Origin of the sequence: Paenibacillus sp. D2_2, from assembly GCF_031199965.1 — a bacterium.
GTDB lineage: Bacteria > Bacillota > Bacilli > Paenibacillales > Paenibacillaceae > Fontibacillus.
In genome coordinates, this window is the sequence record NZ_CP133605.1 from 5,554,212 (window position 1) to 5,567,699 (window position 13,488).

Annotated in this window: 11 protein-coding genes and 4 pseudogenes; 5 read left to right on the plus strand and 10 right to left on the minus strand. The window is 41.9% G+C overall.

What is annotated here, in order from left to right; all coding sequences use genetic code 11:
- Positions 1-71: 71 nt before the first annotated feature.
- The 3 genes and pseudogenes from RE628_RS28395 to RE628_RS28405 form a co-directional block, all read right to left on the minus strand.
- Positions 72-1,626 (minus strand): annotated as a pseudogene (locus RE628_RS28395) (tetratricopeptide repeat protein).
- Between the two features lie 240 nt (positions 1,627-1,866).
- Positions 1,867-2,292 (minus strand): hypothetical protein, encoded by a 426-nt coding sequence (locus RE628_RS28400; RefSeq protein ID WP_309156676.1) that lies wholly within the window; start codon positions 2,290-2,292, stop codon positions 1,867-1,869.
- A 234-nt stretch (positions 2,293-2,526) separates the two neighbouring features.
- Positions 2,527-3,548: pseudogene (locus RE628_RS28405) on the minus strand (2,3-butanediol dehydrogenase).
- A 179-nt stretch (positions 3,549-3,727) separates the two neighbouring features.
- Here RE628_RS28405 and RE628_RS28410 point away from each other — a divergent pair.
- Positions 3,728-4,285: a TetR/AcrR family transcriptional regulator gene (locus tag RE628_RS28410; protein ID WP_309156677.1), complete on the plus strand. Its 558-nt coding sequence runs from the start codon at positions 3,728-3,730 to the stop codon at positions 4,283-4,285.
- Here the strand turns inward: RE628_RS28410 and RE628_RS28415 are convergent.
- Positions 4,238-4,843, minus strand: coding sequence for a TetR/AcrR family transcriptional regulator (locus RE628_RS28415; protein ID WP_309156678.1), 606 nt, complete (start codon positions 4,841-4,843; stop codon positions 4,238-4,240). The two genes, RE628_RS28410 and RE628_RS28415, sit on opposite strands and share 48 nt — an antisense overlap.
- A gap of 169 nt (positions 4,844-5,012) precedes the next feature.
- Here RE628_RS28415 and RE628_RS28420 point away from each other — a divergent pair, with 169 nt between their 5' ends.
- Both RE628_RS28420 and RE628_RS28425 read left to right on the plus strand, forming a co-directional pair.
- Positions 5,013-6,464, plus strand: coding sequence for a DHA2 family efflux MFS transporter permease subunit (locus tag RE628_RS28420; protein WP_309156679.1), 1,452 nt, complete (start codon positions 5,013-5,015; stop codon positions 6,462-6,464).
- A gap of 326 nt (positions 6,465-6,790) precedes the next feature.
- Positions 6,791-7,159, plus strand: coding sequence for an RNA polymerase sigma factor (locus tag RE628_RS28425; protein ID WP_309156680.1), 369 nt, complete (start codon positions 6,791-6,793; stop codon positions 7,157-7,159).
- A 178-nt stretch (positions 7,160-7,337) separates the two neighbouring features.
- Here the strand turns inward: RE628_RS28425 and RE628_RS28430 are convergent.
- The 3 genes and pseudogenes from RE628_RS28430 to RE628_RS28440 all read right to left on the minus strand — a co-directional run bounded on the left by RE628_RS28430 (position 7,338) and on the right by RE628_RS28440 (position 8,908).
- Positions 7,338-8,107: pseudogene (locus RE628_RS28430) on the minus strand (DODA-type extradiol aromatic ring-opening family dioxygenase).
- A gap of 185 nt (positions 8,108-8,292) precedes the next feature.
- Positions 8,293-8,481 carry an alpha/beta hydrolase gene (locus tag RE628_RS28435; protein WP_309156681.1) on the minus strand — a complete coding sequence of 63 codons (189 nt, stop codon included), beginning with the start codon at positions 8,479-8,481 and terminating at the stop codon, positions 8,293-8,295.
- Positions 8,482-8,500: 19 nt separating this feature from the next.
- The gene (locus RE628_RS28440; protein WP_309156682.1) at positions 8,501-8,908 is read right to left on the minus strand and encodes a DoxX family protein; all 408 of its coding nucleotides are present in this window, start codon (positions 8,906-8,908) and stop codon (positions 8,501-8,503) included.
- Positions 8,909-9,056: 148 nt separating this feature from the next.
- Between RE628_RS28440 and RE628_RS28445 the strand changes: the two are divergent.
- Positions 9,057-9,607 (plus strand): annotated as a pseudogene (locus RE628_RS28445) (helix-turn-helix domain-containing protein).
- A gap of 301 nt (positions 9,608-9,908) precedes the next feature.
- Here the strand turns inward: RE628_RS28445 and RE628_RS28450 are convergent.
- From RE628_RS28450 to RE628_RS28460, 3 genes are all read right to left on the minus strand, one after another.
- Positions 9,909-10,793, minus strand: coding sequence for an alpha/beta fold hydrolase (locus tag RE628_RS28450; protein ID WP_309156684.1), 885 nt, complete (start codon positions 10,791-10,793; stop codon positions 9,909-9,911).
- A gap of 98 nt (positions 10,794-10,891) precedes the next feature.
- Entirely contained in the window at positions 10,892-11,761 is an 870-nt protein-coding gene (locus tag RE628_RS28455; RefSeq protein WP_309156685.1) for a deoxyribonuclease IV, read from the minus strand.
- Positions 11,762-11,902: 141 nt separating this feature from the next.
- On the minus strand, positions 11,903-12,724 hold the full coding sequence (locus RE628_RS28460) for an MBL fold metallo-hydrolase (protein ID WP_309156686.1): 822 nt from the start codon (positions 12,722-12,724) through the stop codon (positions 11,903-11,905).
- Positions 12,725-13,057: 333 nt separating this feature from the next.
- On the opposite strand from RE628_RS28460, the gene RE628_RS28465 reads away from it, so the two are divergent.
- Positions 13,058-13,453, plus strand: a complete 396-nt coding sequence (locus RE628_RS28465; RefSeq protein WP_309156687.1) for a MerR family transcriptional regulator — start codon at positions 13,058-13,060, stop codon at positions 13,451-13,453.
- Positions 13,454-13,488: the final 35 nt, after the last annotated feature.

Sequence of the window (13,488 nt, forward strand, 5' to 3'; positions counted from 1 at the left end):
ATCCGGTATGTGATGAGTTCCCTGAGAGAATTCATCATATACCGGATTTACTTGTTCCGTATATGGTCAACCTATACAGATTCAAATCTGCGTAACAAGTCCAATGCCTCTTCATGATCAGGCTCAAGTCTTAATAATTCTCGAATGTAATTCAGAGCATCTTCTTCTAATTCCAACTCGAAACAACATATAGCTAGACAATAATATACGGTAGGTACAATTTCCTCCTCGTCTTCGTGTACCGATATTTCTAAGAACCGCTTGGATTCATCGTACATTTCCATCTCAAAAAGGACCAATCCCGCATCAAGTGCTAGATCATAACGCTGCTCCATCACGTAGTACGATGACCACATTAGATGGATCCCTCTCAAAATATCCTGCAGTTCATCATCGCTTGCATCTGGCAACAGACTCGAGATCTGCTTCGCACTCTGAATAAAGAATTCCGCATCATATCCACCCAAACGCCAAAAGCTTAAAATTTGCTGTAGACCCATACTATCGATCTTGTTGTCCATCCATTCCTTAATACTAAAGAACTCATCCGGACCAAAACGTTCAATAAATCGACGATAAGCTAATCTTGTATTGGAATAGTTCATTGGCGTATCCATATGGATGATACAACCTACATTAATATTCTTATAATGTTGCGGGGAAACAACGCTATGGCTCCTCTATTTTCAAAAACATGCTGAATCGCATGGTAGTTGGCTGTAAAAGAAAAACTTCCATGTAAAATTAACTCTGGTGGTCCCGAGAACTTCCAGTAATCCAGCAGGTGATCGCCCTTGTCTGCTGTTATTAATAGGAATCCCGCCGGGACAACTGATTCAAACGATCTAAACAAGTCAAGCCGGCAACTGGAAACAGGATATGTGAGTCTTCTAGTTGCTCCTGGTACACGGCTATGACATTTCGATAAGGATACGATTCATGCTCGTACTCTGGTGTCTTCCGATATTCATATTTCAAAGAAATTTGATTTAATACCTCGGATGGTTGAAGTGAATCCATATGCTCTGGATATTCCACAGACACATCCGCTTCATGAATATGACCATCGCCAACATAAAGTAACTCTTGCGGAATACCATCAAAAAAGTAATTTGCCACAATGATGATAGGTTGTGCTAGGTCACCTGCACTAATCGTTGTTCCTGATACAACTAAGTTGAGCACAGTATCATTAACAGCATCAAATTGTGCGAAATCAACTAATCCTTCAGTGATATAAGATTGTAACGCAGGATGCTCCTTCCAAGCCAGAACATTATTCATCGGCAAATCTGTCATCACATAGCGAAACGGCGGCAATGGGATCCTCGCATAATCTCTCAACTTACACAGCTCATGGACTACATGATAAGCAAGACGCCCCGCCCCTGCTCCAAGTTCCACAATCAAGACAGGCTCTGAGATATGTCCCTGACTCGCACGATCCTGAAGAAGACCAAATATCATTTCCGCATAGGAAGTAGCAATCATCGGATTACTCGTAATGTATTGAGGAACTTGGTCATTATTCCAAGCCTTCGTTCCTTTTTGTTCATAATACGCCCGCTGCAAGTCCCATATAGGCGCCTCACTAAAGCGATAGCTTTGTTGTTTATTATCTGTCATTTCATCTAGCCTGCTCTCTTTTAGTTACTTACTACATGGCTATTACATAAATCAGCTCTGCTTTAATAATAACCTTATTAGCGTTTAATACCTAATTCCATTACGCTCGGGAACGCCCTACTTATGAAATGGTGCACCGCGCAGTCTCGAGCGGCAAGTTTTTGAGAGGCCATCCGGTTGAATGGTCCTCTCTTTTCAAAATGAACGACAAGTTGGGCTTCACCAATGGCCTTTTTTCTCCTATAAATAATCTGTAAGAATCCGAAAGGCACTCTGCGTATTAAACGACATGATTTGTTTAACTAATTCTGCGTCTGGGTATTCTCTTTGAAGCAACCGGTGGGGACCAGCACTGTAGGAAATATGATGATACAACTTATAAAAAGCCATCCTATGGGGGTCCAGCTGAGTATTCTTTAAGTAACGCCTGTAGTTGTCGAACCGGAACTCCATGAAGCTGTGTTCGTATTCAGGATCGAAAAACAAGGCACCTTCAATATCAATAAGCCACGGACGCAACTGATTGTCCACCAGAACATGGTTCGGTCCCAGCTCAGCATGGATAAAGCTGTAACATGATCTTGCACCAATTTTTGCAGCTAAAGCTTCTATTACTTGGATAAACTTGTCATGATGTTTCCGAAATTCCGAAACATTAGCAGACAAATATTCCAGCTGCCTGGCAAGCTCCTACCAATATAGATAAATGGCACCCGGAAGGCGCTTCCGGGATCGGTTCATGCAGCTTGCCCCAGTGTTCTCTGGTTTGTTGATGCATTCGGTTCAGCATCCCGGAAAAATCATACATTTGAAATGGTTATCCGTATCACAAGTAGCGCGAAATCAAAAGGCACCCAAAAGGGTGCCTTCAAACTTTTTAGACTGAGCCAAATTCTTTTATTAATGTGCGCCGCTTAATTTAACTAGAATTTTTGCTTGAGATTTATCATTAATTAACGCCTCAAAACCTTGTTTAGCGATATTATCGATATCAATTTTACTTGTAATAATGGATTGTGCGGGGAAGTCTTTACTAGCAAGTAATTCAATGATCTCATTGTAAGTTTCATTACTGTATCCCACAGATCCCATTAATTTCACGCCGCTAAAGAGTAGGGAAAAAGGGACACTAAGTTGAATACTTTGAGTGTGGAAGCTGACAACCATCATTGTGCCACGGATTTTAGTTGATTGAATAGCTTGATTAAATGTGGATTCAACGCCTGCAGCCTCAATTGCAACATCCGCTCCATCTGGGAATAATTTACGGATCTCTTCAACAGGGTTCACATCTTTAGCATTAAAGATATGTGTCGCACCCAATTCAGTTGCTTTGTCGAGCCGACTTTCTAATAAATCGACAACAACGATATTAGAAGCTCCTGCCGTTTTTGCACCTAAAACAGCAAATAGCCCAACAGGACCTGCGCCATAGATAACGACCGTATCTCCTTCCTTTACATTTGCATCCTTAATGGATTGGAAAGATACAGCTGCCGGTTCTACCATGGCTGCTAAATCTAGTGGTAAATAATCTGGAATTTTAAATATCGTTTTCTGTGGAAGTACTGCGTATTCAGCAAAACCTCCATCGATTTGTGCACCAACCGCATCTAGAGTGATAAAACGTTCAATTTCAGCATTCGAGGGATCCTTAAACATCATTGGATAAATGCATACTCTGTCCCCTCTTTAAATTTCGTAACATTAGACCCAACCTCTGCAATTTCACCAGAAAATTCGTGTCCGAGTATCGTATTCAGATTCATTGGTACTGAACTTGGATGCAAGTATGCGTGCAGATCAGAACCACAAATACCAGCCCATGCCACTTTAACCTTTACATCATCGGGTTGTATTTCTTTAGCTTCTCTTTCCTCAATACTAATTTCTCTTTCACCATGCCACACGGCAGCTTTCATAAGAAATACCTCCTCGAAGATCAATCAAATTAATGAATCCGTTGTAGACAACATAGTGTCTATAAACTACTATATTCCTTGAGTTCCTTTCCATCAATCAGCAATAATAATGCGAATGACGTTTAGTAGACACGAATGAAATCAGTGTCGGAAAAGTCAAATGATTAGGGAGATCCGAGATGAATAAATCAATTGATCCGCGTGTTACCCGCACACGGCGGTTACTAATGGATGCCTTGACTGAACTTATTGTTGAGGAGGGGGTTGAAGCCATTACCGTTCGCGAAATCGTTCGGAAAGCGGAGGTTAACCGATCAACGTTCTACCTCCATTTTCGTGACAAACAGAACATAGTAAACCACATGCAAGATGATATCTTGAATAAGCTGTCGGAATCATTGAAATCCCCGATATACACCTATGAGTTAGCATTACATGATTATCAAGTCTCAAAGAAGCCAATCCAATCACATACTACGATGTTCGAACATGTTCAGAAGCACGCATCTATTTATCGGACTATGTTAATTGAAGGGGAATTTCGTGAACGTATCACGCAAGTCATCAGAACAGAGGCACTTCGATATCAGCCTAGTTTCTGGGAAGCAGCCTTTGTGTCAAACGGAGTAGTTGGGGTCATTCTTTACTGGTTAGAGAACGGCATGAAGGAATCTATCATAGAAATGAGTTTATGGCTCACGCGAGTATCTTTGTTTCCGTTGGGGAAATTCGATTAACACATTCTCCATCCCTTTTTTATACATCAAAGAGATTTGATCCGCGATGTATTCAGAGCTAAATTGCGTGCCATCCTTAATCCACCACATAATAATCCCAAGTAGTGACGATGCAATAATATCAATCGAAACTACTTCCCTGGTATATTGAATCTCTCTCGTGTTTCTACGCTTTTCTATCGTGTTTATTAATAGGTTAAACATATGTTTTTTGAATCCTTTGTTCTCAAATAGTACAGCTAAAATTTTTCGATATTCATAAAAATAATTTAAAAATGTAACCAACGTTTCCTGCTCATTGCTACTTTTCCCTTGCAATAACGGATCAATCTTCATCGATAGGTCATCAAAGATCTCATGTACAATCTGACGTAACAAGTCGTTAATATCCTCATAATGCAAATAAAACGTTGCACGATTTAGTTCAGCACGTTTCGCAATTTTTTGAACGGTCAGTTGGGAGATATCGAGATCTTCAGTTATTAAGGAAAAAACAGCATTTTTCAGCATCCTTTTCGAACGAATGGCACGCGGGTCTTCTTTTTTATATATAGACATTTTATCCCTCTATCGTCGATTATTTCTCACTTCATTAACAGATCAATCTATTCTGTTGATTAGTCAACATTTTTAAAGAGATTGTAAATAGGCATTTTTCTTAAATGTTGATATGCTCTATTTTATTGACACACTGTCGAAAAAGCAACGAAAAGAGGGCTTAATCTATATGCAAGAAGACAACAAGAAAATAAACAAAGGGATATTACTCAGCATTCTAATCGTTGGCTGTTTCTTATCAACATTGAATCAAACGATATTAAATATCGCATTAAGTAATTTAATGGATGTATTTCATGTATCGGCGACAACCGTACAATGGATTTCAACGGGATTCATGCTGGTCAACGGGGTATTGATTCCAGTTACAGCCTATTTAATGAAACGCTTTACAACGCGTCAATTATTCATAAGTTCCATGCTATTTTTATTAATCGGTTCGATGATTTGTGCAGCGGCACCAAGCTTTAGTGTGCTATTAGCAGGGCGTATGATTCAAGCTGCTGGTGCAGGGATTATTATGCCACTTATGATGAGTGTCGTTCTCGCCATTTTCCCAATTGAAAAACGCGGGAGTGCAATGGGCTTACTGGGACTAGCGATGATCTTCGCTCCTGCCATTGGCCCTACACTTGCCGGATTTGTCATCCAATATTACTCTTGGCGCTGGTTATTTATCGGTCTGATCCCGCTTATCGTCATCGTCATTTTGTTAGCACTGAAATATTTAGTAAATGTATCTGAGACGTCTAAGGCGAAGCTCGATATACTAAGTGTTGTTTTATCAACCGTCGGGTTTGGATTTATTTTATATGGGTTCAGTAGTGCAGGCAGTAAAGGTTGGGGCGATGTAATCGTGGTCCTTTCATTAGTGATTGGTATCGTTGTAACAGCCATCTTCTGTATTCGACAAATAAAATCCAATGACCCTATGTTAAATCTATCTGTCTTTAAAAATAAAATCTTTACGTTAACGTCTCTTATTAACGTTTTAATCACAATGATGATGTACGCAGATATGATTTTATTGCCTATCTACCTACAAAAGGGTCGTGGATTTACAGCATTTGATGCAGGGCTCCTCTTATTACCAGGCGCACTCGTGAATGCGTTTATGTCACCGGTCACGGGTAGATTATATGATCGCTTTGGTGCTAAGCCGCTGTTTATCATTGGTTTACTGTTTATTATCCCATCCATGTGGGCGGTAACGGATTTATCTGAATCGACAACATATATGTATTTAATGATTCGTACGATTGGGCTTCGAATTGGACTAAGCTTCATTACAATGCCACTCAATACGGCTGGATTAAATGCGCTACCCAAACAACTCGGTATGCATGGCTCCGCAGTGAATAATACCGTTCGCCAAATTGCCGGGGCGATTGGAACTGCTGTCGTAATTACGATTTATACCGCGCAGGCAACAAGCCATGCAGCTACAGTGATGCAGACCAATCCTTCTACTTCTGCTGATCAGCTTAAATCCCTTGCTTCTATCCTAGGTGCAAGCGATGCCTATTATTTCATGATGATTTTAGCTATTGCGGCGCTTGCCATCACATTATTTATGCCTATGAAAAGGAAGGCAAAGGTGGAAGAAGAACGCCTAGCATAAATGTTCCGTTTGCCTAAAATAATCATGTTAGACTTCATATAGCATCACAAAAGCCACCCCTATCCGCGTATGCGTTCGGCTGGCTTTTGTATTTTTCCTTTAGCAATAGTAACTATATCGACGAGAACATAGTAACATTGAAAGCCGCATAAATTGCGGTTTTTTTGTTTTAACGCAATACCGTCCGAATAGATAGATTCATGTATGATCATTTGTGTATCCTGATACGCTATGAATTTTTTTGAAATTTTACGAGAAATAAGTGAACCGAAATTCGGTTTTTTACGCCTTATCTATATAGAGACAAATGTGAAAGGAGAGACATTATGGAAGTGGAGAACGAACAACGGCTAATGGATGAGATTAGGCAGGGGAATAAAGACGCTTTCCGGACGTTGGTGAATCCGCTGATTCCGAAGGCTTATCGGACCGCATATATGATGCTGCAATCCAAGCCGTTGGCGGAGGAAGCGGTACAAAACGCACTAATTGAATTGTATTCGACGATCGTGAGCGGCAAAGAAATTAACAGACTTCATGGTTGGTTTAGTAGGTTGCTATCTAACCGGGCGGTTGATATCCCGAGGAAAGAGCAGGGCAATAAGTACCTCAAGTTGGATCATCTGAACGTCTATATTCCAGCGCCCAAACTAGACCAGTATACGCTCTCACACTGTCCCAAACCGGAGATTTGATTACTGTGAACCGTGATTATACACTTCCGTTGAAGCCTTGATCAGCAAGGCATAACTGAATCAATTTCATAATTTTTTGTTACATTTCCGATAGGTTCTCATCGGTAGTCAGGCAAAGACACGGCGTTACGCCTCCTGCCAAGCCTTGGCAGTCTGCTTTCCTCCCCAAGATCATTAGTTAGTTAAATTGCCAGCAGCTTAAGCTCAAGTTGCCGAATTGATAGCTACGGTGAAGCAAATTCGCTTGACGGTCTCTGTCTCCAGCCCCCATCGCCAGCAACAAGGGAATGAAGTGCTCATTTGTCGGCACAGCCTCCCCAGCGTAAGGTGCCAATTCCCTATAATGAAACAGGGCATCGAGATCCCATGCTTCCAGCTTACTTTGCAGCCAGTTATCGAACGATTCTGCCCATTCGTCAATCCCTTCCTTATACCAATTAACCACTCGCAAATTATGAACGGTCCCGCCGCTGCCTATAATCAGGATATCCTGCTCCCGGAGCTCGGCCAGAGCTTTCCCGATTTGGTATTGCTGTTCATTGCTCAAATATCGGTTTACGGATAGCGCAACGACCGGAATATCCACATTGGGGTAGAGCAGCTTGAGGATGGACCAAGCACCGTGGTCCAGCCCTCTTCTTCATTCAATACACTCTGTATACCATTCCTCGCAAACAACGCATGAATTTGTTCACTCAGGGAACGCTCCCCTTTAGCGGGATAAGTCATCTGGTATAGTTCGTCTTGGAAACCCCCGAAATCGTAAATCGTGCTATAAGCATCGACTGCGCTGACGGTCTGCGTCGATTGCTCCCAATGTGCCGAGAAAAGTACGATTGCTTTAGGTTTGGCCGTATTCTCCGCGAATTGACCCAAAAAATCCGTATATTTATTCCTGTCTAAAACTATCGAAGGTGCCCCATGCGCGAAAAAGTAAGAAGGCATCATATGATTTTCACTCCTTATTAGAATCCATGCCGGAATCACGACTCAACCAGCTCACGAAATCGCTTTGATTGTCCTCGGAGACGGCATGATTGGTTGGATAAAGGTTAAAGGTTAAGCGAGACGTTAAATTTCTAAAATAATTAGCGGTTTCATGGCCAATTCGAACCGGGAATACGGAGTCGAACTCACCCAGCTCCCAACGTAAGATTGCCGCGAATGCCGACAATAATAAAATCGTCAGCCAACGGTTCAACTAGACCGAACATGTTTTTCTCATTCGAACCTTTGCCATGTAGCGTGAAGATGGTCGGGTAACGTTTGTCCGGTTCCATGTTGGAAGGAAAGTGAATGTCATAGTGATAAGTCGGGTCCATATAACCGTTCTCCTTCGTGTTAGGCATCGTGTTTTTTTATCTTGAATAGGTAATCGAGTGATAATGGCGAACGTTCCGCAACAATCAAATAAATAGCAATAACAATAAAGCTCAGGTCTAATTCATAACCGGCCATTTGGCCGTTCCCTAGCAATCCGATGGAAAGCTTCGTCGTAAAGATCGCCCCAATGAGAATCATTACGAATATAGCCGATACATATCTAGTGTAGATACCTATAATCAACATAACTCCACCTACCAGTTCGATAGTCGCTACTACATAAGCCAATACTCCGGGTACACCTATGGAATTAAACCAAGCTTCAACATTGCTCAGTCCCATATGCAGTTTATCAATCCCGTGGGCTAGAAATAATATTCCGAGCACCACGCGAGCTATAGTGGATACAGTTGTATTTTTTGTCATTTAGATTCTCTCCTCAATATTTTTATTATTCATAGAGATAATTATTTTGTATTGCTAATATAACGGGATTAAGGTAGCCTGTCAATAAAAATATTGTTATTATAGATTTATATTCTGTATTACAAATATTCTGAGGAGTGAATAATAAATGAACATTGGCTCCAATATAAGGGCCATTCGCAAACGAAAAAACCTGACCATCGCACAAATTTGCGAAGAAACCGGCTTGTCCCAAGGTTTCATGAGCCAGGTAGAGACGAATAAGACCTCCCCGTCTATCGCTACTTTGGAAGGTATTGCTAAAGCTTTGAGGGTTCCCTTGGCATACTTGCTGCTGCACCAAGAGGAACGCATGAATGTTGTGCGCAAAGGCGAACGGAAGATCACAACAAGCGGGAGCGAAAAATTAAGAGTGGAGCATCTTAGCTCCACCAAGAACATGAAGATGAGGCTCGTCGAGTTGCCTCCCGGTGCTTCGACAGGCGATGCTCCGCATGCCCACGAGGGCGAAGAGATTCACGTTGTTGTAAAGGGAGAATCTGCGCCGAGCAAGGGGAGGATGCAGCTGAATTTGTAGAGGGCGATTCATTCAGTTGGAATGCTTGCACACCTCATCTCGTGCGAAATATAAGCGAGGAGACGGCTCTAGTTCTTATCTCTGTGTATACAGAGAGCGATCAGTCACAGGATTATATATAAATGTGAAAGAAGCATGGCGGGCGCATAGTTACGAACCTTTCAATATCCAATTCTGTTTCATAAATCTACACAGAAAGCCGCCGAAGTAATCGGCGGCTTTCTTATTGATGATTCAACTATCATTCCACACGCCCCACTAACATTCCAAAACATTTCCCAATGTAAGTTTTTCGCCGTCACTTATGGTATGGTTCACCGTATCATCATTAGAGCGATAACTAAAGGGGCACCCGATCAGCTGCCCTTTTCAACATATAGACGTCCATCCGCTTATTACCCCTCACCTCACAGGAAATTTCAATTATGTGTGAAATACATCCGTACCGATGCTGTCAAAAAAATTCTTGATCAGCATTGCTGCTACATAGCTTGCTTCCTCCAGCAAGAAATGCCCGCCGCATAACAGATGCGTTGCCACACATCTTAATTCCCTTTCAAAAAATTCCGCTCCCTTTAAGGTAAATATAAAATCGTTACGGCCCCAAACGACAAGCACAGGTGGTTGATACGTGCGCAAATATTGCTGCCAGATAGGGTACTGCTCCACATTCTTGCGATAGTCGTAGCCAAGAGCAACTTGTATCTCCTGATTACCGGGGCGATTCAGAAACATTTGATCCATGTAGGGTCCATCGGGACTAACCCTTTCGGGATAGCATGCTCCAGTAAAGTACTGCTTCTTGGTGAAGTCGAAAGAGGTTACGGTGGCTGCGAATTCCTGCTGCGTCCGGGCATCCGGGTGCTCCCAGAGCGCCTTGAATAAATCAAATGGCGTTCCCAATCCCTCGAAGTTTACGACGGAATTTTGAATGATAAAGCCTCGGACGCGATGAGGGTGCCTGACAGCTAACCGAAATCCGACGGGACCACCATAATCGTGACAGTACAAAATAAACTTTGAAATAGACAGCTGATCTAATAGTTGCTCAATAATGAGCGAGAACTGTTCAAATGTATAAGCGAAATCGCTGATTGAGGGCATGTTGCTGTACCCAAAACCGGGGTAATCAGGCGCAATAAGGTAGAAGCGATCTGCAAGCAAAGGAAGAAGCTCCCTGAACATATGAGATGAACTAGGAAACCCGTGGAGAAGCACCAGTGCAGGATTTGAAGGTGAACCAGCCTCGCGATAAAAAACCGATAAGCCTTGTACCGTTGCATATTTGTAACGAACCCATTCCGACATCCAACATACACTCCTTCCCAACTGTCTTATAATATGTATGAAGCTAGTAGGGATATAGACGATTGGATGCTTGCCTATGTCTGATTTCTTACAAAGTCTTACTTCTCTATTGGTTCTGTTAATTCTCTTCTAAGTAAAGCAATTTCATGTTTATACGGAGGATTTTTGTATTTAATAGGTCCAATAGATGGGGTTTCAAGCAGTTTGGGGAGATTAGAAAGCTCCGGATGGTGAACAATATAGTCCAAGGCATGCAGACCTATAAATCCATGTCCGATATTCTCGTGCCGATCTTTACGGCAGCCACGTTCGTTCTTGGAATCATTAATGTGAAGTACTTTTAACCGATTAAGCCCAATGATGCGATCGAACTGATCAAGCACGCCGTCAAAGTCATGGACAATATCGTATCCGGCATCATGAACGTGGCAAGTGTCCAGGCAAATTGAAAGACTCTCATTGTAAGTTACTCCATCTATAATACGAGCAAGTTCCTCAAAGCGAACACCACATTCCGTCCCTTTACCTGCCATTGTCTCTAACGAGATTTGAACCTTTTCATGCCGGGTAAGAACTTCATTTAGCCCCTCAATGATCTTATGGAGCCCTTTGCCTACTCCTTCTCCAACGTGTGATCCGGGATGCATCACAATCTGTTTCGAACCTAATGCTCCCGTCCTGTCCATTTCATCGCGCATAAAGGCAATGCTATGACTGAATACTTGATTGTTCACGGAATTTCCCAGATTGACCAGGAAAGGAGCATGAACAACAATATTACTGATTCCATGCTCTTTCATATGTGCATGCCCCTCTGAAATCTTGTAATCAGAGATCGGCTTTCTTTTCGTATTTTGTGGAGCACCGGTGTATATTAGAAATGTATTAGCTCCATAAGAAGCAGCCTCTTTGCTGGCTTTAAGCAACATCTCCTTGCCGCCCATGGATACGTGACTTCCGATCAGCATGTATTGTCCCCCGAACGTTAAACTGGATATTTTCAGCGTTTACGGGAAGATAAGATGTTATACATCAGGCAATAAACGACTCAAACGATGACATTCGACCCTAGTCCACAACTCTCTATCTGGCCAGTGTTGCTTGTTGTCTCATCTGTTGTTTTGAACAAGCATACTGTTAAAGAGCCAGCGAAAGTTCCAGCTGAAATACTGGGGCAGATGCCAATCCTCATAGCCCTTTAATACCCCTTGTTCCAACCAGTAAGACTCTGATTTTCCGCTTGTTACAGCTATAGAAACATAAGCGATCGTTTCCTCCAAAAAGCGTATGACATCCGTGATTCGATCCGAGTTAGACACATCGCCGTGTCCCGGAACGATAGTATTGACCTTAAGGTCTTTTTGAATGCGTTTGAGAATGCGTATCCAAGCGTATGGATTACCGTATGGCATGACTGGAATCGTCTTAGTCGATATTAAATCGCCAGCGATCAAAGTTTGCTCTTCTGGTACGTACACAACAGCATCACTTAAAGAATGACCGCCTCCGTAAGATAAAACTTCGATAGTTCGCTTCGTTCCTTGAATAACGAGTTTATCTTCAAAAGTTATCGTAGGTATCACTCTACATAGAGAAGGGATGGCATCATACAGGGCTCGTTGTACGGAAAGATCATTGTCGATTTCGGTTAGCATGTGAGGATCTCTTTGCTGTGAACGTACATGATTTAGGCTAGTTATTAACTTTTCAATGTTTTGTTGCATATGATTAATATTCACTTCGTCCATATCAGACAGCAAATCTCTTGTCCAAACGGTAGATATAAATTCGCTTTTCATAAATTCCTGATTGCCGTTGACATGATCTCCATGAAAATGTGTATTCACGACATATTTAACCGGTTTGCTTGTTAATTGTTCAGCAGTCTGACGTAACAAAGCACCAGAATGCGGTAGGTTGGTTGTATCCACTACAACGGTTAAATCCCCAAGATCAATAATTGCTGCATTCCCCAGAGAACCGCTGCCTGGAACCGAAATAGCTCCCAGATACCTTCCGATGCTTGTTGAATTGTGAAATATTCGTTGTCCATTGTTATCCCCCTTTACTTGTTTGTTGTTCCCTGTATTTCCGCTAGTAAATTTAACTTACAAGTTAGAGTCGACTAGAAGTCAAGGAATTTTATAAGGCATAGTTAGGGACGATTGTAAATTTGACTTTGGGTTAACTGCAAACTGTATAATAGTTTTCAATATTAGCAAATAAAAAGGAGGGGCAGAAATCGGATGCTTACGATAAGTCAAGTGTCAGAAAAAACGGGATTAACTCCTTATACGATACGTTATTATGAGAAAATTGGGGTACTACATGAGCCCAAGCGTAGAAATGGAGGGGCACGTGTCTACAAAGAAAGCGAGGTCTCCTACATTCAATGTCTAAATAAACTAAAAAAATTAGGCTTATCGCTTGAGGAGATTACGGAATTTACTCGTGAGGGCTGCGTGATGGATAAAATTCAACAAGGGGAGAATCTTTCTAATTATACTCCTACCTTAGAAAAACGGATGGAAATCCTTGAGAAGCATTTGATGGGACTGGAAGCTAGGCGGCAAGAAATTGATAACATTATTTCTCTCACCGAAGAGAAACTTGCCCTGTACCGAGAACTTACGAAAGAAGTCATAGTAGATACTAAGTAATAACGGCGTGATCCTGTGTGAAAAGCCACTATGAA